Source organism: Myxococcales bacterium (assembly GCA_016706225.1).
GTDB lineage: Bacteria > Myxococcota_A > Polyangia > Polyangiales > Polyangiaceae > JADJKB01.
Genome location: JADJKB010000003.1, coordinates 589,256 through 609,495 on the forward strand (window position 1 = coordinate 589,256; position 20,240 = coordinate 609,495).

Consider the following 20,240-nt stretch of genomic DNA (forward strand, 5'->3'; position numbering starts at 1 on the left):
ACGGCTGCTTGTGGGACGGACTGAGCGCTGCCACCATGCGAGGACTCTTCTCCCATGGCGCTCAACGTCGCACTCGTCAATCCGATCCTCTCGCGGGATTCGGAGATGTCCCTCGGCCTCTTGTATGTGGCCGAGGCGACAGCGCGCGCGGGGCACCGGGTGCGGGTGCTCGACACGGGCTTTACCCGCTCTCCGGCTCACCTCTGGCCGGCGCTCGACAAGTTCGCCCCAGATGTCGTGGCCTTCACGGTCATGAGTGTCACCTATCCGCAGACCCTGCGGCTCGCGCAGGAAGTGAAACGACGCTTCGGTGCCAAGGTCGTGATGGGCGGGCCTCACGCCACGCTGTACCCGCTCGACGTCGCTGGCCAGGAATCGGTCGATGCGGCGGTGGTCGGTGACGGCGACCTCTCGTTCCCGCGCCTGCTCGACCACATCGAAAACGGGCACACCACTGCGTTGCCGGGTGTCGCGCATACTCTCGCTGGCGAGCTCCGTTTCGACCCGGAGGTGCCCCGCGTCGCGGACCTCGACAGCCTGGCGTTTCCCGATCGCTCCCGCTACGACGCCCTCGACGCGTACATCGCGGCCATGGGGCACTCGTACCTGTTCGGCCGCCGGGTGCTGACGATGATCACCTCGCGCGGTTGCCCGTGGGACTGCAGCTATTGCCAGCCCGTGCTCGATCACATCCACGGCAAGAAGGTGCGCATCCGCTCGACCGACAACGTGGTCAGCGAGCTTCTATGGCTGAAAAACCGCCACGGCATCAACGGCATCTGGTTCTGCGACGACACGTTCACCTTCGACTCGCGCTGGGTCACCGAGCTGTGTCAGAAGATGATCGACCGCCGCCTCGACCTCGGCTGGTCGTGCAACAGCCGGGTGGACACCGTCGATCCCACCCTGCTCGCGCTCATGGCCCGAGCCGGCTGTGAGCAGCTGCGTTTTGGCATGGAGTCGGGCTCGCAGATCCTGCTCGACCGCACCATGAACAAACGCACGACGGTGTCGGAGTGTGAAGCGGCGTTTGCTTGGGCCAAAGAAGCCGGCATCAAGACCTGGGCCTACACCATGGTGGGCGGCCTCGACGAGACGCGCGACACGGTGGCCGAGACTCGCCGTTTGCTCGAGAGGCTCGAGCCCCAGCACATTCAGATCACGATGCTGGCGCCGCTGCCAAAGACGTATTTCGCCGAGAAGATCCACGAGCACAAGAACCTGCGGGTCTTGCCCCACGGCTTCGACGACCTGCGGCTGTTCGACAAGTGTGTCGTGGACACCGACCTCTTGACCCACCACGAGGTGAAGCTCTTACAACAGGAGCTGTACGCCGATCACCCCGGCTTCGATCCAGCGCGAGTCACCCCGAAGGAACGCCGCGCGTGGGCGCTCCGCCACTACGACCACGTGCGCGCGCTGCTCGGTCTGAGGGCAGAGCACCCGGACATCGAGCTGCCGCCCACCTGGCGCCTGACCGCCGAAGTCGTGCGCGCGGCCCTCGGGGCCATTCCGGCCCTGGACCCGCTCAGGATCTGGGCGCGCCGCACGCTGATGCGCCAGCTGATCAAGCTGCGATATCGCGACGACGGCAGGCCGCGGTTCGAGCGCGCCGAGACACCCAACACCGACCCACTGCACGCCGCAGCCCGCCACGTCCCGGCGCCCAGCGCCTCGCGTGCATGCGGCGCCGCCTGAGGTAGGCTGCGTGCCGGAGCCCGGCATGACAGAGAAGGACCATTGGCAGTCCGTGTATGCCCGGAAGAGTCCGGATGAGGTCAGCTGGTATCGGCCCCATCTCGAACAGTCGCTGCGATTCATTCGCGAGAGCGGGCTGGGGCACGACGCGAGGATCGTGGACGTCGGCGGCGGAGCTTCGACATTGGTCGACGACCTGCTCGACGCGGGTCATCTCAACCTGGCGGTGATCGATCTCGCCGACGCGGCGCTGGCCGTCGCACGAGACCGCCTGGGCGCACGCGCGGCGCAGGTGGACTGGATCGTCGGCGACGTGACCACACCGCTGCTCGACGAGAGCAGCGTGGACTTCTGGCACGATCGCGCGGTGTTCCACTTCCTGACCGACGAGGGCGCGCGCTCCGCGTACCTGGCGCAGGTCACCCGCAGCGTGAAACCCGGCGGCCACGTGCTCGTCGCCACCTTCGGCCTCGACGGACCGGAGAAATGCAGCGGCCTGTCGGTGACTCGCTACGATGCCAATGGTGTTCACGCGGTGTTCGGTGACCTGTTCGAGAAGCGGGCGAGCGCCGCCGAGCTGCACGAGACCCCATCCGGAAGCGTGCAGTCCTTCGTGTACTGTTTCTGCCGCCGTAGCGGCTGACGGCGACCTGAAGCCGCGCGGGCCGTGTCTTCGTCAATCGACTCGCTAGAACACCGATCAGCTTGCGCTGCTCGTGTTCTAGGACACTTACGTTGGGGCTGCGCCCCAAACCCCCGGCCTTCGGCCGTGCGCGCTCCGCGCGCGAGCGCCGAACACCTTGCAAGTCCCGGAAAACAAACGACGTTCAACCGGTGCGGCGCTCTAGGCTCCGCCGCCGGGCTTCGGAGCCGCTCCGGCGAGCTGTTTTGGGTCCGGGCGCGGGAAGATCGGCGAGCGGACGAGCTCGTTCAGCAGTGTCATGGTCTCCTGCGGCGCGTCGTCCGCGGTGTTTTCGCCGTCTGGGTCGGCAGTCGTCAGCTTGTAGAGCTCCGGCAGCCCGCTCTCGAGCTGAATCAGGAGCTTCCAGTCGCCAGCCGGTTCGATCACTCCGATGCGTAACGTGGACTCTCGGTCGCCGCTGCGAATCAGCAGCGGCAGGCGCCGCTTCGGCCGCCCGCCCACCGCGTAACTCAGCAGATCTTCGCCGTGATAGCTGCTCGTCGGCACGTTCGGGTCGAACCAGCGGGCGAGCGTCGGGGCGAGATCCATCAGCGAGACCGGCTCCTCGATCACCTTGGGACGCATGCCCGGCACACGGATGGCCAAAGGGACCCGCAGCAGATCCTCCCACAAGAAGATCGAGTGAACCCAGAAGCCATCGCGCCCAACACCCTCGCCGTGGTCCGACAAGAACACGACGATCGTCTTGTCGCGCAGACCGAGGTCGTCCAGACCGCGCAGGAAGCGCCCGAACTCCGCGTCGATGCCGCGCGCCACGGCGGCGTAGCGTCGCATGCCCGGACCCTCTGGCATGCCGTGGCGCCGGGCGACGTCGGCGACATGAGTGTCGTTGAGCTCGCGCCAGTTGTGTTGGTCGAAGTGGAAACTCCACAACAGGAACTTGCCGTCCTTGTTCTGCTTCATCCACTCCAGCGAGCGGTCGACGACCTTGCCGGCGGACGGTTGATCCGCGCCATAACCCCAGACGTCGGTCCGCACCGAGGGGTAGTCGTCGACGCGGACCCGCTCGTCGAAGCCGAAGCCCGGCAGCTCCTTGTCGAGGAACTCATCGGCGGACTGCGGGATCACCAGCGTACGGTGCCAGCCACGGCGACGGGCCACCTCCAGGAAGTCGACGCTTCGATCCGGCTCCGCAGCCAGACTCCCGCCGGTGAGCGCAGGTACGGACCGAACCGTGTCAGAACCCGCCGCGTATGCCTTCTTGAAGTGCAAGCTCTGTCGGTTGAACTCGCTCAGATTCGGCATGCTCTGCGGGTCGGCCGCGACGTCGTAGCGCAGAGTGTCGACGTAGAAGATTGCGATGTTGTACGGGGCCGGGGAGCGGCGCGCGGCCTGGAGGCGCTGTTTGAGCGGGGCGGGCTCGTCGAAGGGCGCGCTCCAGGCCGGCTCGAGCGTCGTGTTCCGGATGTCGAAGCGCTCCTCGAGGCGGCTAATGCCCGCGAGCTTCTCGCCCTCCTCACCCGGCGGGCGCGACAGCTCCTCCAGAGATTGCGCTCGGGAGAGCATCCGGCCCGCATAGATCGGCTGCAGCCAGACCGGCCGCAGCGAGCGCTCGAGCCGCTCGCGCGCAGCCCCGTTCGTGGTCAGGAGCAGCAGCCACGCCAGAGAAGTCACGCCAACGGCGCGCAGGCCGATGAGGACCCTGCCGATCTTCCGAGAGTGTACGACCACGCCCGCGGTCGTGAACACGAGCACACACGCGATGGCCTCGAGCAGCGTATGGATGCGCGAGTAGAGCGCCACGTAGACGGTGAGATCGACGTAGACCAACGCGCCAGCGACCGCGATGGCGATCACGCCGACGAACAGCGGCCCCAATCGTCGGCCCGCTCGCAGCGCGCGGTTGGCCCACGCGGCGGTCGAGCCGAGCAGCATCGCTCCGAGACAGAACGCCGCGACCACGATGAAGGGCCCGTACTTTGCGAACGCCCCCGCGTGCATGCGTGAAATGGCAAACACCCGGAACGTCGTCGACCACACGAGGCCACCACCGGCGAGCGCAGCGAAGGCCAGCCGCGCAGCGAGCGCCAGGCGGGTACTGCGGGCGGCCAGGCGCAGGTGGATCTCCCGCTCGAGCGCCAAGCCCATGTGAATGACACACCCAAAGAGCGCGCCGGCCGCGACGTAGAGGCCGAAAACCGCGACGACCTGCCCGAGCTTCGGGTCGCGCTCCCCGGCGAAGCGCCACCACGAATCGACAGCGGCAACGACTGTGCCGGTGAGGACCGCCGCACTCGCGGTGTCGAGCAATGGGACCACGGCGGCGTGGGCAGCCCGGGTGGCTCGAGCGGTGATGCCCGAGCCGGCGTGAGAGGTCGAGCTCCACCTGCCGCCGAGCCGGCGGAGGTTTGCCACCAGCGCGGAGGCGCGGGGGGCCGGGAGCGATTCACGCCGATCGGTCATGTTCGGGTCGGGGCCGAAGCCGAGGCCGAGGATATGCCCGCACGCGGCGCAGTGCCATCGTCGGGTTCAGCGCAGCCCCGTCGCGACCCTCAGATCTCTTCTTCCGCGAACTCGTCGCTCTCGGGGATCTCGTCGACACCCTTGCCACCGCGCACGGGGATGGCCCGCGCGAGCGCGACCTTCTCCAGAGCCACCGCGAGGCCGTCCCTGTCGCTCACCTCGGGCAGGAACGCCTGGCTGCCGTCCCAGAGGTCGATCACGATACTGCGCGGCTGATCCAGGATGAAGCGGTCGATCTGGGGCCAACGATAGCGACGGATGCGGGGCCAGCCGAGCGTCACGTCTCGGTACTCGATTCCGTCGGGGCGGATGCGCACCCCGCGCATGCTCGCCCGCATGAGGACCGACAGCGCCGAGAGCGCGATCAGCGTGGCGAAGGTGCGCGAGCTGATCAGACGGCGGGGATCCTGCTCGACGATCCAGATGTGCAGATTGGTGTTGGTCGGACCCACGTGGGCCGCAACGACCACGCCGATCACGACCAGAGCCACGCTCAGGTAGATGACGGCAGGCAACATGAGCACGAACGGCGGAGCAAAGGACGTCTCCGCCGGTCGGTACGTCATGTCGAACCCAGGAGGACGCGACGGCCGAGCCACTGAGCATGAAACGTAGCGGCCTTGGGTTTCCTTGGAAAGCCGGTCGTCCCTTGCGTCAGCCCAGGCTTTTGGCTAGCTCAGAACACGCTCGAACGAAGCACGAGAGGCCAAGCATGAAGATCTTCATCGACAGCGGAGACATCGGCGAAATCAAAGAAGCCGCAGCAATGGGCGCCGTCGACGGCGTCACCACCAACCCTTCCCTGCTCTCGAAGGGCGGACTGCCCATCAAAAAGGCGATCGCGGCCATCTGTGAGGTCGTCGACGGCCCGATCTCCGCGGAGGTCCTGGCCACGGAGACCGCGCAGATCCTGGCCGAGGGCCGGGAGCTGGCGAAAATTCACAAAAACGTCGTCGTGAAGGTGCCCCTCATCCTCGACGGGCTGAAGGCTGTGCGGGTGTTCACGGCGGAAGGCATCAAGACCAACGTGACCCTGTGTTTTTCCGCGACGCAGGCGCTGCTCGCGGCGAAGGCCGGCGCCACGTACATCTCACCCTTCGTTGGGCGGCTCGACGACCTGGCCGAAGACGGCATGGATCTCATTCAGCAGATCGTCACCATTTACGACAACTACGACTTCGACACCGAGGTCCTCGTCGCCAGTGTTCGGCATCCGATCCACGTCGTGCAAGCCGCGCTGATGGGTGCCCACGTGTGCACCATCCCCTTCAAGGTGATCACTCAGCTCGCCAAACACCCGATGACGGATCAGGGCCTCGCCAAGTTCCTCGAGGACGCCAAGAAGATCCCGCGCGAGTGAAGCCGTGCCAGCTTTCGTTCGAAAGAGCGCTCGGCGCGCACCCGCGCTCGACGTGAAGCGCGTGCGCGCCGTCGCCACACTCATGCTCGGCGAGCTCGGCATCGCCGACGCGGAGCTGAGTGTGCTGCTCACGGACGACGCGCACATTCACCAGCTCAACCGCGAGTGGCGCCAGCAAGACAAACCCACTGACGTGCTGGCGTTCCCAATCGACGAGCGCGCCGGACGCGCGGCCCACGAAGCCTCGACCGGCGGACGCGACGTCGTGCTCGGAGACGTCGTGATTTCGTTGGACACGGCCGCACGACAAGCGCGCTCTCGAAAGCGGGAGCTGTTCGAGGAAGTGCGCTTCTTGCTCGCCCACGGGCTGCTGCACCTGATCGGTTTCGACCACGCCGCCCCGGAGGAAAAGCGAGCGATGGTAGCGCTCACGCGGCGCCTGGTGCGGCGAGTGAGCGCACCCGAACTTCGGCCGACACACGCTCGGGTGAGCACTCGGGGCACGAAGCGCGTGGGCCGTCGACCCCCAAAAACCCGGCGCGGCTAGGCTCCGCAACCTCAGCTCTCTTCCGCCGCGCGGGCCTCGATCCTGCTGGCTTTTTCGGCCGGACGACCGTGATCGAGCCCGGAGGCCGGAAAAAAAGCGCGTTTTTGTGTCTCGTGTGATCGAATTTCGCTTGAACGGCGTAAATTCCCTTGTTACCTGTCGCGTGCCTTGGACGGCTCTCACGGTGATCAAAAAGTCACGGGGTGGCCCAGAGGGCGGGACGCGGCGAAAAGCGTAGGTTTCATTAGGAGGCAGAAATGGCTGGCAAGAGGCTGACGAAGGCGCAGGTGGTTGGTGAGGTCGCGAATGTGACCGAGCTCGACAAGAAGAGTGTGAACCGTGTGTTCGAGGCGCTGCAGGAGATCATCCGCAAGCAGCTCTCGGCTCGCGGACCCGGAGAGTTCGTGGTTCCGGGCCTGGTTAAGCTCCGCGTGGTGAAGAAGCCCGCGACGAAAGAGCGCCAGGGCATCAACCCGTTCACCAAGGAGCCGATCACGATCCCGGCGAAGCCGGCGAGCAAGAAAGTTCGCGCGACCGCCCTCAAGGCGCTCAAGGATCTGGTTCAGTGATCGTCTGAGTTCGACGCTCGCGTGAGCGAGCTTCGAGCACGCGAACTGTCCCCGGCTCTCCACCGAGAGTCGGGGACAAGTCGTTTGTGGGTCACAAAACTCCGGCGCTCACTTCACGGTGACTTGTTGCTCACCGGAAGCGTGTTTCTGGCCGTTCGTGTCGACGAGCACCTTCACCGTGTAGTTCCCAGGTGCGAGGCGGACCGAGGTCGTCACGGTCGAGCTGCACATACAGCGGCAGGGAGTTCCGGACAGCACCTCGTTGAGAGTGACGACGTTGCCCTCGACCTTGGAGTCGATCTTCGATTTGAGGCAGCAGGCGTGGGAGAGCTCGTGCACCACCTGCACTCCACCGCTGACCGGAGCCACCGCCAACTCGGGTTTCTGCGCGGCCATCCCGCGCGAGCGCGGAGCCTGTTCGGTGCCGCCGGGGCTCGCCAGACAGCCGGCGACCTTGCTGCTCGAGGCGTTGAGGGCGCCCGGCAGCTCCGAAGAACCCTCGGTCGCAGCCTGGGGAGCCTCGCTGTTGGGTTCCGAAGCCGTGCCCTCGGCGGGGGCGGTCGGCGCTGGCGCACCGGTCGAGGCGGGAGCCGGATCGGGTGCGCCATCGTGCGCCGTCGGCGCCGGAGCGCGGGTGCAACCGATCACGAGAACCAGAGGAGCGAGCCACGCACACTTCATACGCTGCTCAATACCACGACCCATGGGCGCGGACCGAGGGCGCAGCGGCCCGGGGCGCGCTCAGGCGGAGGCGCCCCCAAGATGATTCGCGACGTGCATCGCGTGGAGCTGTTCGTACTCCGCGCGGCTGCAGGCTCCATAAGCCAGGTGGTCTTGCAGCTCCCCGGAGAAGGCATCGAACTTCGCCATCGCTTCGAGCAGGCGGGCTCGCGCGTCGGGCACCGGGAGGGCTGGGTCGAGCGCGGGGGCGCCCGGCACGGCGGCCCCGAGGTCGTGCCTCATGCGACCGGCGCTCAGGAACTTCGCCTTCGCCAGCCGGCCAAGGGTCGCTCGGAAGAATCCCGAGCGCAGCTCCGGATACCCGCTCAGCGAATACTCGATGCTCTGCGCACAGTGTTGCAGCACCTCGGAGTAGCTCCAGGCACCCGGCAGCGACGGCGTTTCCCCGAGCTGCTCGAGCAGCGCGCGGACTTCTCGGAAGGATCGGGTCGACACCGAAGGCACTATAGCCCGGCGCTCACTCCGGCGGGTAAGCTGCGCGTTCGGAGCATGGCGGGCAGGACGATTGCGATCGGAGACATCCACGGCGAGCTGAATCAGCTGCGCACGCTGATGGCCAAGCTGCCCAGACTCGACAAACAAGACACGCTCGTCTTTTTGGGCGATTACATCGACCGCGGACCCCACTCGAAGCAGGTCGTCGAGTACGTGCGTTACCTGCCGCGCATGCTGAGCGCGAAGATCGTGGCATTGCGAGGCAACCACGAGGACGCCTGGCTCAGGGTGCGCAAACACCGCTGGCCGGAGTTCGTGCGACCGCCTCACCATGGCTGCCTGCCCGCGTACCGCTCGTTCATCAACGCTCCCTTGGCGATGCACAACCAGGAGCCCATCGACGCGGAGCGGGATGCCTTCGAGAGTGGTCGCTTCTTTCCGCGGCGCATCGTCGAGTGGCTGGAGAACCTGCCGTACTGGTACGAGGATGAGCACGCGATCTACGTTCACGCGGGACTTCCCCGCGCGCCCCATGGGGGTTTCGCACACCCGAGTGAGCTGCCACATCCGCCGGTGCAGCTGCTCTGGCTCAGGGACGAAGACTTCTTCCGCAACTACCGCGGCAAGCGCGTGGTGGTCGGCCACACCAACACCGAGCTATTGCCGCCGGAGCTGTCTGCCTTCACGCCGGACGACCCCAAGGATCTCTGGTCGTACGAGAACGTCGTCGGCATCGACACGGGCTGCGGGCGCGGCGGGTTTCTGACGGCCGTCGAGCTGCCCTCGATGACCGTCCACGAATCACGCTGAGGCGCTGGCGTTCAACCGAAGCATCGAGCGCGCATGGAGCCTGTCAGCACGGAGGCAACGCTCGACGAGACGCTTCGGTCAGCCGCCGAGCTCGATCTGGCTCGGGCCCTCATTCTTCAAAACGCCAGGACTGCCAGGCGCTGGGACGTGCTCGGCGCCCACCGCACCGCCAAGAACGAACGTCGGCTCCGCGTGCTCGGACTCTCGCTCACCCTCGTCGGAGGGGCGCTTTCGCTGCTGCTGGCGCTGAGCTCGTCTCTGCGTCTCGGACAGCCGGCGCCAAGTCACTTGGCGCTGCTCGTCACGTTCGCCGTGTTGAGCATCGTGTTCTGGCGGCTGCCGCGCTTGCGCGCCGCAGGCGTGCGCCGCCTCGACGCGGTTCTGCGGGGTCGCGCCCGGCGAATCCTGGCCCGAGCTCGACCGGATGATCGCCTGCGTTATACCCTGAGCGATCATTCTCTGCGCTGCGAGAGCGTGGCGACTGAGACCCCAAAGCTGCGCTACGAACGCTCGACGTCACAGCTCCGCTACGCGCTGGCCGGCGAAACAAGCCTCATCCTGTTCGCCAGCAAGCAGTCGCAGAATCCGACGTCCGTGGTCCTGTGCAGCGCGTCCGAGCTCCAGCGCGCGCTCATCGCGCTCGGCGTCGAGCTCGAGCACTTGTCGAAGGACCTGCTCCCGCCGAGCACGCTGGAGCGCCCCTGGTGACGTGCAGCGTGTCTGACGGGCCCGGCCTCGCGGCTATCGCAGCATCGAGTCCGCAGCCGTTCGCTCGACGGGTCACGCGGAGCGCGCGGGCGGGGCGACCTTGCGCCGCCGGCGATACCAGCTGCTCGCCGAGACCCCACCAAACACGAGCCACAGGGGCAGGTCGCCAAACCGCACGAACGGCGTGGGTCCAGCCTCGCTGAGGGCGGGTGAGACGAACATGACACTCTCGGCGTCGGCAGAGCCCCGCTCGCGCACTGCACCGGTGGCGTCGATCCATGCCGGCACACCCAAGTTCACCGCCCGCACGAGGTCGCGGCGTGACTCGATGGCTCGCAGCACCGAGAGTCGAAGGTGAAGCTCCGGCTCCGCAGTGGGACCAAACCAGGCGTCATTCGTGACGTTCACCAGCAGATTTGGCCCAGCTTGCGCGACCTTGCGCCCCACCGCCGGCAGCGTGTCTTCGTAACAGTTCAAGACACCGATGCGTGCCGGCCCGCTCGTCAAGAGCACGACGTCCTTTCCCGGCACGAGCCCACCGGCGCGCGAGAACAGCTTGCGCAGAAACGGCAGGTGTTCTCCGAGCGGAACGGTCTCACCGAACCACAAGAGCTCCATCTTGGCCTGCGGCAGCTGGATGGTGCCGTCTGGGCTGACGACCGTGGTCGCGTTGTGTCCGGCTTCCCCGCCGGGTGCGTTGGTGATCAGGCCGAACAACACAGGGCCGTGGAGGTCGCGACCGAGAATTGCCCGCCGGCCACGCTGCATGCGGCCGGGAGCGTGATCGAGCACGAACGGATACGCGGCCTCGGGCCAGAGTGTCAGCACGGCGCCGCCGCGCTCGGACTCGCGGGTCAGGCGACGCAGCCGGCTGAGGATCAGCTCTCGGGCACCTTCTTCCCAGCGCAAGCGTGCCCCCACCGCCGCCTGCACGACGCCGAGTTTCAGCGTGGGGCGGAGCGCGTGTTCGGCGCGCACGCTCCGGATGCGAACCATGCCGTAGGCGAGCATCAGCCCGAACAGGGCCGCGCCCAGTACTGGCGAGACCCACAGCCGGCGAGGTCTGGCACGTTCCGGGTACAGCCAATGTTCGAGGGGCGACACGAACAACACGACGGCGACTCCGAGCAAGACCGAGACGCCCTTTTCACCCACCAGCTCTGCGACCTGAACCAGCGTCGTCCAGGGCGACAAGAGCCCGCCGGGGGTCCACGCGATCACGAACACCAGGCTCACCGCGACGAACACCCCGAGGCCGAATCCGAGCCGTGCGTCGAGCTCCGTCTCGTGTTCGACGTAACGCGCAAGCCCCATCCCGAGCGCCCAGGTGCCCGATTGGATGATGGCCAGAAGCACCAGGGCGACGACACCGAGAAAGAACCCGAGGTTGGTGAAGGTGACGATCACTCCGGGCACGAAGCGAAGCCCGACGAGCCCGGCGCTGGTCGCCCAGAGCGCCGCCATGAATGCCGCAGCGCGCGGGCGTTCCACACCACGAGTCGAGAGGAACAGACCCGCGAGTCCGACCAGCACTGCCGCGTAGAAATTGGTCGGTGGCGCCGAGAGCGCGAAGACGACGCCGCCCAGCACGGCGCACGCGGGCGGAATGAATCGCCGCGGAGACTTGGCGTCGCTCATGCGGGTTCTCAAGCTAACACGCCGTCAGCCCGGAGATTCCGCGCGCTAGAGCGCCGAACAGGTTGAACGTGGTTTGTTTTCCGGGACTTGCAAGGTGTTCGGCGCTCGCGCGCGGAGCGCGCACGGCCGAGGGCCGGGGGTTTGGGGCGCAGCCCCAACGTAAAGGTCCTAGAACACGAGCAGCGCAAGCTGATCGGTGTTCTAGGCCCGGACGCGACGAACGCGTGTCCCGGCAGTGGCTAGTCAGGGAGTGCTGGACGACTTCGGCGGAGGAGCTGCCCAGGCTCTTCGTGACCTGCTGCTCGAGTGCGACGTGCCGGCGTGGACGCCCCGCGACGCGCGGGAATGGTGGCGCGAGCACGGCACGAGCATCGCGACAAGCGGCACGCGGGTGAATCCCCAGGCGATGGCTGCTCTGGACGTGGACTTCGCGGGGCGGGGCTCCCGAGGAGCGTAGCTTCACGCGACACGGCCCCCCACGCTCAGCGACGGCTCACCGCCTCCAGCGTCCCAACGTGTTCGTAGGTCCCGAACTCCTGCTGTCCCCGGAACAGGAGCACCCGATAGACACCGTCGGCCGGGAAATCACAGTGCGCCTTGACGCGCGCCCGCGGGTTTGGCTCGTGAGCGCGAATGTAACGAGCGGCGGCTTCGAGGCTCGTCTCTTCGGCAGCGGGGATGTCCCGCACGACAAGGTGCAGCTCGACCGGGGCAGGCCAGCCCGGTGACACCGCTTCGGGTTGCTTCGGCGTCGGAACGCCCTCCCCGTCGGGGCCGCTCGATGGCACTGGCGACACCGCGTGGGTTCCAACCGGTGCGGGCTCGCTCGTGCTGCTGCCCGGAGCACCCGGCTTCGGCGTACCATCCGGGTTCGCGTCGGCGTCGTCCGCCAGCTTGGCGAACTGGTTCTCGTGGGTCATGCGGTGCAACGCCAAGAGTTGCTCGCGCTCGATCCGTACAATTCGGGACGGCGCAGAACCGCAACTACATCTGGCACAGCATCGTCGGCGTCCTCAAGAATCCCAGCTCGACGAACGGCGCCTACGAGCCGACCGAGCCCATCGTCGCCTCTTTGACGAAATGCTCGACTGCTGTCAACTCGGGCATGGGTTACCAGGCCCTCAGCATCCTGACGGGAGGTCTGCGTTTCCCGGTATGCGAGGGAACTGGCTTTGATGCGGTGTTCCAGAAGATCGCCGACGGCGTGGTCAAAGGAGCGAAGCTAGCGTGCGAGTTCCCCATGCCCGAGCCGCCCGTCGGCAAGGAGCTGGACTCGAAGACGATTCAAATCGAGTACACGCCCAGCAGCGGCGGCGGGACAATCAAGTTCGATCAGGTGGACAACGCAGCTGCCTGCAAGCCGGGCGCCTTCTACATCGTCGCGGGTTCGGACGCGGGCGGGGACGCCGGCAAGGGCGAAATCATACTCTGCCCGGACACCTGCAAGACGGTCCAGGGTGACGGCAAGGCCGACATCGAGATCCTCGCGCTGTGCAAGAGCGGCGGCCCGATTTGACTTGAAGTAGTCGCGTCAGCGTCGCTCCAATCGGCAACGTTCCACGGGCATCGACCGGCCGACGCTGGCCGCCGTGCCAGTTGTCACGTAACCTTGGGTCGTCCATGTGTCACCCACACACGGCGCCGAGGTGTGTTTGAGCGCCAAGGCGAGACGCGACGCCGAGACTCTACCCGCGGTGCCGAGGAGCGGCAGCGTGCGACCGCCAGAGAGCGGGCTCCTCGACGCACTGACCGGCGACTACCTCTCGCGTTATCAGGCCTCCGGCGAGACCAGCGTCGGCGGCATGGGGACCCTCACCCACCTGCACGACATCTGGCTCGACCGACGCGTCGTCGCCAAGGCGATCCGCTCGGATCACCGCCACTCTGACCGAGTTCGTCAGCGCTTCTTGCGCGAAGCCCGGGTGCAGGGCGCGCTGCAACACCCAGGCATCGTGCCCGTGTTCGACATCGGAGTCTCCCCGACCGGGGACGCCTATTTCACCATGCGGCGGGTCAGCGGCCTGACCTTGGCGCAGGTGTTCGATCGCTTGCGCGACAGCGACCCCGAGATGAACGAACGCTTCTCACCTCGACGCTTGGTTGGCGCGCTGAGCCAGGTCTGTCAGATCCTGCACTATGCCCACTGCCACGGCGTCATTCACCGTGACCTGAAGCCAGCAAACATCATGCTGGGCGACTTTGGTGAGGTCTACGTCCTCGACTGGGGAATTGCCAAGGTCGGCGCCGAGCCAGACCTCTTGCCCGACGAGGACTCGAGTCCGCACAACACCTCGGGAGTGCGCGGGACTCGCTTGACACACGACGGCTCGGTGCTCGGCACTCCGGAGTACATGCCACCCGAGCAGAAGACGCGCGCCGAGGCGGTCGACGCCCGCGCGGACGTGTTCGCGCTCGGCGCCATGCTGTTCGAAGCGCTGACGCTCGAGGCGCTGCGGCAGGGGGGTGACGTGGCACAAGCCCTGGCGCAGGTCGACGAAGACCCGCGCGTGCGAGAGCGCCTCGAACGGGTCGAGGAGCTCGACCCCGAGGTCGTGGACATTTGTGTCGCCGCCATGGAGCTGGACCCGGAAAGCCGCCTGCCGGGGGCCGACGCCCTGTATCGCGCGCTGGAGGCGTACCTGGACGGCGCCCAAGACTACGAGCGGCGACGCACCGAAGCCGCTCGCCTGGTCACCAAGGCTCGGACCGCGCTCGATGCGGTCGCGGACAAACCCGGGGAGCGAGACCAGGCTCGCGCCGCAGCGCTTGCCGATCTGGGTCGCGCCCTGACGCTAGACCCGGAGTGCGCGCCGGCGCTCGAGGTGGCGATGGACATCGTCCTGGCCGAGCCGGAGACGCTGCCCAGCGGCGCACGCGAGGAGCTCGACCGGGCGCTTCGAACGCAGGCTCACGGCACGGCTCGAGCTGCAGCGGGACTCGGGGCAATCTGGATCGCGCTGGTTGGATTGGCGACCCTGATGGGTGTGCGCGACTGGATGCCATTCGCGCTGATCAGCGCCTGCATCGCGACGCTGATCGGTTACAACGCCAGCGTCGCGATAACCGGCAAACACCAGCGTTTCATGCGCGGTGTCGTGATCGTTGCGACGTTCACTGCGGTGGCGACTGCCGGCGCGTTCGCCGGTCCATTCGTGGTCGTACCCGGCGTGGCGATCTTGGCGGGCAGCGCTTTCATCTTCGTCTTGAGGGCGGACCGAGCACTGCGCTGGCTCGCCATCGTCAGCAGCGTGGCAGCAGTTGCCATCCCCCCACTGCTTCAGCTCGCCGGTTTGCTCCCCGCTTCGTATGCGTTCGAACGTGGGGTGCTCCGCATCTTGCCCAATGCAGTGGGGTTCCCACCGAACGCAACGCTGGCGCTGATCTGGCTCGCGACCACGGCGGCAGTCGTCTTCTCCGGCTTGGTCGTGAGCTACGCGGTGAAGCGGCTCACCATCACTCAAGACGCCGCGCTACTGCAGGCCTGGAGGCTGCGCCACCTCCTGCCACCCGCGGCCGCGCGCACACTGGCCAGTGCCGCCCGGCGTGTGTCGGTGCCCGAGTCTCGAACGACGCAGGCACCGAGTCAGCGCAAGCCCTGAAGCAATCGCCGCAGCTGGGGCGCCACCGGGCCGGGAGCGCAATGCCCGCGCGTCACGGGCAGCCGGAGGCCGTGCGCAGAAGCTCGATCTCGGCCAACAGGTCCGGGTCTTTCACCAAGGCCTCGATGGCGGCGCCGTTGATGGTCAGGCTCGAGATGTCCTTCGTCGCCTCGAGGAACAGCCATGCGCGTCCCCAGACCGTCAGCGTCGTGCCGCGCCGGCACGCGTCCTCGCTGATGCGTGTACGCGCCAGGGTACTGGGTCCGCGCCATCTTCAGCGCCATCAGCGCGAGGCCGCTGAGCGCGTAGTTTGCGCGACTCCGGCGTACGCAGACCAAACCAGAGCGCCGGCACGTTCATCGCCGGAGCGTCGCGCGCCCACAAAACTGCGCAAGTCAGCCCGGTGAGGCGAATGGGTCGCGTGTTTCGGAGCGACCTCGCGGTCTCCGCGATTTGTCAAAAAACCGCGGCAAACTTTGCGGGCGCGCCGCACACTCCGCCCTTGTTTTCGGCTGCCGCGAGTGGCAATCCGGAGCCATGCGAACGTCCATCATTCTTTGCTCAGGCCTGCTGTGCGCATCAATCGCCTTCCCGGCGGGGGCTCAGGAGGCTGGCGCCTCGGGATCGCTGTCCCTCTCGGGCGCCGAGGGAAGCTCGAGCTCGAGCGGCGGCGGCGACTTCATGAGTCAGTACACGCCCGAAGCGGGCTTGATCGAACTCGGCGGTTTCTTCGGTCTGATCTGGATGAACAAGGAGCACAACCTGCGCGACGTGGGCGACACTCACCGCGAGTTCAAGCGCCCGGCGCTCGAACTCGGGCTTCGCGCCGCGTACTTCCCGCTGAGCTTCTTGGGTGCAGAGGTCGAAGGCGCGCTCGGACCGGGTGCCTCCGCGGGTGACGAGAAGGCGACACTCTGGGCAGCCCGCGGGCACGTCATCGGCCAGCTCCCGGGATCTCGCATCACCCCGTTCGTGCTGGCCGGCTTGGGGCGCCTCGGCGCGTCCACCGACGTCATGGGCAGTGACGGCGATCCGGAAGGGCACGTTGGCATCGGTGCCAAGATGGCCGTGAGCAGCATGCTCGACGTGCGCCTCGACCTGCGCGACAACATGACGGGCAAGAACCCGGAAACGCGCAGCGCGCGCCACGAAATCGCTCACCACCCAGAGGTCTTGTTGGGCCTGACGCTGACGCTCGGGCGCACGGTGAAAGAGGCGCCCGTGGCGGCGCCGGGGGATCGCGACAAGGATGGCTTCCTCGACCCCGACGACAAGTGCCCCGACGTGAAGGGCATCGCACCCGATGGCTGTCCCGACAAGGACCCCGACAAGGACGGCATCCTCGATCCGGACGACCAGTGCCCCGACGTGAAGGGCGTCGCACCCGACGGCTGTCCCGACAAGGATCCGGACAAGGACGGCATCCTCGACCCGGACGACAAGTGCCCCGACGTGAAGGGCATCCCGCCCGATGGGTGTCCCGACAGGGATCCGGACAAGGACGGCATCCTCGACCCGGACGACAAGTGCCCCACCGAGCCCGAGACGAAGAACGGCTTCGAGGACGAGGACGGCTGTCCCGACAAACTCCCCGACGCGGTGCAGAAGTTCTCTGGCGTGATTCAGGGCATCGAGTTCGACGTGAACAAGGCCAAGATCCGCGAGAAGTCCTTCAAGCTACTGGACGAGGCGGTCAAGGTCCTGACCGACTACCCGAAGCTGAAGATCGAAATCAGCGGGCACACCGACACCGACGGAAAACACGACCACAACGTGGACCTGTCCAAGCGTCGCGCTGACTCCGTGAAGGAGTACTTCACGAAGAAGGGCATCACCGAGGACCGCATTCAGACTCGCGGCGCAGGACCCGACGAGCCGATTGCCGACAACAAGACCAAAGCCGGCAAGCAAAAGAACCGCCGCATCGAGTTCAAGCTCATCCAGTGAGCACCGCCCGCGCGCGGAGCGACCGTACCCATCCGGTACACTTGGCGATCGCTCCGCGCATCTCGTGCACGCGAGCTCGGCGCAGACGAATGATCTGCAGCTGAGGCCAGCGCCCTGGGAGGCGCGTATTTTCTGGTTCTCCAGAGAGGTCGCGGTTGGGGCCGCAATGCGCCGACTGGCCTGGCAGTTGCACTGCCAAGGCGGGGGTCTACGGAGTGGGAGTGCGCGAGGGGCAGACCGAACAAGAGCACACGGCGCCGGAGCTCGACGTCTCCGCCGACATCCCCGTCTCGGCCACCCGCGACAGCCAGCGTCTGATGGAGCTCGAAGCGCGAGTGCGCGAGCTCACCCAAGCCCTCAGCGCGCTCGACGGACGCGTGCTCGGGCTCGAGGAGGCCAAGGTCCCCGTCAGCCTGAGCGCCGCCGCAAACGCCGAAGCCGCGGCGTCGGAAATCGAGCCTGAGGACGAGCCTTCCGAGCTCTCCCAGCCTGCGCAGCCGGAGCTGCGCGCCGGCGAGCTCTTGCCCCAGATCGCCAGCATCGGTGGACGCACGCTGTTGATCCTCGGCGGTGGGTACCTGCTTCGGGATCTGACCGAGCGTGGCACGCTCGGGCACGCATTGGGGACCGTGGCCGGACTCGCGTACGCGACGATTTGGCTGGTTCTGTCTGACCAACGCGCCAGGAAAGGTCCGTCGGCCGCCGCAGCGTTCTACGGCGTTGTCTACGCTTTGATCGCGCTGCCGCTGATGGGCGAGGTGACTGCGCGGTTCGAGCTGTTGTCACCTTGGCAATCCGCGTTCGGCTTCTGCGCGTCGGCAGCCGCAGGCATGTTCGTGGCGTGGCGGCGGCGTATGGCCTTGATCGCCTGGGCCGTCCTCGGGTTGTTGGTCTTCACCGTGGCGGGCACGGTTGCCGAGACCCACACACCCGTGCCGTTTCTCCTGCTGCTGGTCGCGACAGGGGTTGGTTTCGATCTGGGCGCCGAGCTGCGCGAATGGTGGGCCCTACGCATTGCTTCCGCCGCGGTTGTAGATCTCGCTGTGCTGGCGTTCACCGCGGTCGTTCTGACCCAAGGCGCCTACTCTTCGACGACCCTCGTCGTTCAACTGACGTTGTTCGCCGCGTACATGTTGTCGTTCAGCGTGCGGGCGCACGTCCAGCAGCGTTTCTTGACGGCGTACGAGCGCTTGCAGTCAGTCGCGGTATTGCTGGTCGGTTACCTCGGCGCCGTGCTGGTAACGCATGTCGCGCCAGAAGGTCCGAGGCTCGCGCTCGGCGCTGCGAGCTTGGTCGCAGGCGCCGGCGCTTACGCGATCGCCTACTTCCTGTTCGTCGTGCCGGCCAAGAACCGGGTCGAGGCTTGGTTCACCACGACCTACGCGCTCTCCGGTGTGCTGGTCGGGAGTTGGCTGCTCTTGACCGAACCGGGCTACGCCTGGACTCCCATCGGTGTGCTCTTGGCCCTGCTCGGCATGCGCGACAAACACGCGGCGCTGCCGCTTCACGCGGCGGTCTGCGCCTGCGTCGCGGCGCTCGGATCGCGCCTGTTGCCCGGGACGTGGGACGCTTTCTGGGCAAGCCCACACACGACTTGGACCACCTTGGACGCACCCTCGTTGGCGGCCTTGGCGCTGGCTTTGCTCGCCTACTTGCTGCCGCTCGAGAGCAGTCAGGCGCGCGGGCTCTGGCCGGGCAGAGCGGGCAAGGTCCTTGCGCTCGCTGTACTGGTCGCGGGTCTCGGCGGCGTGCTCTTGGCGCTGTTGGTCGACACCGTCGGCGGCGGTCTGGGCGAGGGTGCGGATCCAGGGCGCATTGCGGCGCTGCGCACCGCCGTCCTCGCGGCGTCAGCCCTCAGCTTGGCGGCGGCATCCCGCATCGAGCGCTTCCGGGAGGCAGGACTGCTCGTCTACCCGGTGCTCGGCATCGGAGCGGTGAAGCTCGTCGTTCAGGACTTCCCGACCGGCCGCGCAATCACGCTCTTCATCGGTTTCGCGCTGCTCGGCATGGCGTCGGTGATCGCCCCGCGGCTGCGTTTTCGCGGCCCAAAAACGCCGGCGTAGAGCGAAGCCGCGTTCGGGTCACCAATAAAAGGTGACGCCGCCGCGAAACAGCCCGCCGCCGGAGCTATTGGTCGTCTGACCCGTGTCGGGGTCGGTGAACTCGGGGTAGTAGCGCGCGTTGTCGTCCGTGCGCCCGCGCACGAAGCCGACCATGTCGATGTTCAACGAGACCCGCCGGGTCACGCGGAACTCGAGTCCGGCGCCGAGCTGGCCGCCGAAGTAAGAGTAGTGCTGCTCGTAGGCATTGATGAGATCGCCGTTCTTGTCCCGCGGGGTCACCGTGGCGCCGCTGAAGCCGAAACCACCGAGCATGTAGAACTGCACGGCGTCCCGCGGGTTCACGAACACCATCGCGTTCAGGAGCAGCGCCGTCTCACGTCGATCGTTGCCCTGCCAGTCGATGCCACCGAAGAAGTCGAGACCCGCTTCGAACGCAAAATGGGGGATGGGCCGATAGCGAAAGCCAAGACCAAGTCCCGCCATGCCCGAGTCGTCGTGTCGGTTTTCACCCGAGCCCATCATCACACCTTGAAGGTGCAGATTGATGCCGAACTTGCGCGTCCAGCGCCGCTTCTTCGCCGGCGGCGGCAAGCGATATGGCTCCGGCTCGTAAACCATCGGCGGCGGCGGACCGCGACGCTCGAGCGGCTCGTCGGGCGGAGCAGCCTCGATGTCCTCATCGGTTGCGGGGGGAGGCGGCGGCGATGTCTCTTCGCAGAACCAGCCTCCCGGCGGGCAGTTGGGAATGTCCTCGGCGGCCGCGAGCGCGGGTGCGAGCAAGACGAGGCAGGCGATTGCTGAGGGAAGGCCAGTCCGCATGGGGGCTCCTACGAGCGGAACGAGCAGAGGTTAGCAACCTGAGTGCCAGTTGCCAGACCCCTCCAATCTGCGAGGTTTGAAAGGGACGCGTGGAGAAGCGTTTACACCAGCGTGGCACGCTGAATACTCCCGGATGCGTG

Annotated in this window: 19 protein-coding genes; 12 read left to right on the forward strand and 7 right to left on the reverse strand. The window is 66.9% G+C overall.

The window, feature by feature from the left end; all coding sequences use genetic code 11:
- The first annotated feature begins 54 nt into the window (after positions 1–54).
- Positions 55–1,698 carry a B12-binding domain-containing radical SAM protein gene (locus IPI67_04345; protein ID MBK7579418.1) on the forward strand — a complete coding sequence of 548 codons (1,644 nt, stop codon included), beginning with the start codon at positions 55–57 and terminating at the stop codon, positions 1,696–1,698.
- 25 nt (positions 1,699–1,723) lie between these two features.
- The gene (locus tag IPI67_04350) at positions 1,724–2,341 is read left to right on the forward strand and encodes a class I SAM-dependent methyltransferase (protein MBK7579419.1); all 618 of its coding nucleotides are present in this window, start codon (positions 1,724–1,726) and stop codon (positions 2,339–2,341) included.
- 201 nt (positions 2,342–2,542) lie between these two features.
- Here IPI67_04350 and IPI67_04355 read toward each other — a convergent pair whose 3' ends face one another.
- Both IPI67_04355 and IPI67_04360 read right to left on the reverse strand, forming a co-directional pair.
- Positions 2,543–4,756: a sulfatase-like hydrolase/transferase gene (locus IPI67_04355; protein ID MBK7579420.1), complete on the reverse strand. Its 2,214-nt coding sequence runs from the start codon at positions 4,754–4,756 to the stop codon at positions 2,543–2,545.
- Between the two features lie 137 nt (positions 4,757–4,893).
- Positions 4,894–5,430, reverse strand: coding sequence for a hypothetical protein (locus IPI67_04360; GenBank protein ID MBK7579421.1), 537 nt, complete (start codon positions 5,428–5,430; stop codon positions 4,894–4,896).
- A 146-nt stretch (positions 5,431–5,576) separates the two neighbouring features.
- Here IPI67_04360 and fsa point away from each other — a divergent pair, with 146 nt between their 5' ends.
- The 3 genes from fsa to IPI67_04375 all read left to right on the forward strand — a co-directional run bounded on the left by fsa (position 5,577) and on the right by IPI67_04375 (position 7,340).
- The gene (fsa, locus tag IPI67_04365) at positions 5,577–6,224 is read left to right on the forward strand and encodes a fructose-6-phosphate aldolase (protein ID MBK7579422.1); all 648 of its coding nucleotides are present in this window, start codon (positions 5,577–5,579) and stop codon (positions 6,222–6,224) included.
- A gap of 82 nt (positions 6,225–6,306) precedes the next feature.
- Positions 6,307–6,771, forward strand: coding sequence for an rRNA maturation RNase YbeY (gene ybeY, locus IPI67_04370; GenBank protein ID MBK7579423.1), 465 nt, complete (start codon positions 6,307–6,309; stop codon positions 6,769–6,771).
- Positions 6,772–7,028: 257 nt separating this feature from the next.
- Positions 7,029–7,340 carry an HU family DNA-binding protein gene (locus IPI67_04375; GenBank protein ID MBK7579424.1) on the forward strand — a complete coding sequence of 104 codons (312 nt, stop codon included), beginning with the start codon at positions 7,029–7,031 and terminating at the stop codon, positions 7,338–7,340.
- 108 nt (positions 7,341–7,448) lie between these two features.
- Here the strand turns inward: IPI67_04375 and IPI67_04380 are convergent, their stop codons facing one another.
- Positions 7,449–8,021, reverse strand: coding sequence for a hypothetical protein (locus tag IPI67_04380; GenBank protein MBK7579425.1), 573 nt, complete (start codon positions 8,019–8,021; stop codon positions 7,449–7,451).
- Between the two features lie 60 nt (positions 8,022–8,081).
- Positions 8,082–8,516 carry a DUF1569 domain-containing protein gene (locus IPI67_04385; protein MBK7579426.1) on the reverse strand — a complete coding sequence of 145 codons (435 nt, stop codon included), beginning with the start codon at positions 8,514–8,516 and terminating at the stop codon, positions 8,082–8,084.
- Between the two features lie 54 nt (positions 8,517–8,570).
- On the opposite strand from IPI67_04385, the gene IPI67_04390 reads away from it, so the two are divergent.
- Positions 8,571–9,326, forward strand: a complete 756-nt coding sequence (locus tag IPI67_04390) for a serine/threonine protein phosphatase (protein MBK7579427.1) — start codon at positions 8,571–8,573, stop codon at positions 9,324–9,326.
- A 33-nt stretch (positions 9,327–9,359) separates the two neighbouring features.
- Positions 9,360–10,034, forward strand: coding sequence for a hypothetical protein (locus IPI67_04395; protein MBK7579428.1), 675 nt, complete (start codon positions 9,360–9,362; stop codon positions 10,032–10,034).
- 72 nt (positions 10,035–10,106) lie between these two features.
- On the opposite strand, the gene lnt is transcribed toward IPI67_04395, so the two are convergent.
- Positions 10,107–11,672 carry an apolipoprotein N-acyltransferase gene (gene lnt / locus IPI67_04400; GenBank protein MBK7579429.1) on the reverse strand — a complete coding sequence of 522 codons (1,566 nt, stop codon included), beginning with the start codon at positions 11,670–11,672 and terminating at the stop codon, positions 10,107–10,109.
- 235 nt (positions 11,673–11,907) lie between these two features.
- Between lnt and IPI67_04405 the strand changes: the two genes are divergently transcribed.
- Entirely contained in the window at positions 11,908–12,129 is a 222-nt protein-coding gene (locus tag IPI67_04405; GenBank protein MBK7579430.1) for a hypothetical protein, read from the forward strand.
- 25 nt (positions 12,130–12,154) lie between these two features.
- Here the strand turns inward: IPI67_04405 and IPI67_04410 are convergent, their stop codons facing one another.
- Positions 12,155–12,592 (reverse strand): hypothetical protein, encoded by a 438-nt coding sequence (locus IPI67_04410; protein MBK7579431.1) that lies wholly within the window; start codon positions 12,590–12,592, stop codon positions 12,155–12,157.
- A gap of 185 nt (positions 12,593–12,777) precedes the next feature.
- Here IPI67_04410 and IPI67_04415 point away from each other — a divergent pair, with 185 nt between their 5' ends.
- The 4 genes from IPI67_04415 (at position 12,778) to IPI67_04430 (ending at position 19,281) form a co-directional block, all read left to right on the forward strand.
- On the forward strand, positions 12,778–13,188 hold the full coding sequence (locus IPI67_04415; protein MBK7579432.1) for a hypothetical protein: 411 nt from the start codon (positions 12,778–12,780) through the stop codon (positions 13,186–13,188).
- Positions 13,189–13,384: 196 nt separating this feature from the next.
- Complete coding sequence (locus tag IPI67_04420; protein ID MBK7579433.1) at positions 13,385–15,271, forward strand: protein kinase; 1,887 nt, start codon at positions 13,385–13,387, stop codon at positions 15,269–15,271.
- A 537-nt stretch (positions 15,272–15,808) separates the two neighbouring features.
- Entirely contained in the window at positions 15,809–17,218 is a 1,410-nt protein-coding gene (locus IPI67_04425) for an OmpA family protein (protein MBK7579434.1), read from the forward strand.
- A 155-nt stretch (positions 17,219–17,373) separates the two neighbouring features.
- Entirely contained in the window at positions 17,374–19,281 is a 1,908-nt protein-coding gene (locus tag IPI67_04430; GenBank protein ID MBK7579435.1) for a hypothetical protein, read from the forward strand.
- A gap of 18 nt (positions 19,282–19,299) precedes the next feature.
- Here IPI67_04430 and IPI67_04435 read toward each other — a convergent pair whose 3' ends face one another.
- The gene (locus tag IPI67_04435) at positions 19,300–20,100 is read right to left on the reverse strand and encodes an outer membrane beta-barrel protein (GenBank protein ID MBK7579436.1); all 801 of its coding nucleotides are present in this window, start codon (positions 20,098–20,100) and stop codon (positions 19,300–19,302) included.
- Positions 20,101–20,240: the final 140 nt, after the last annotated feature.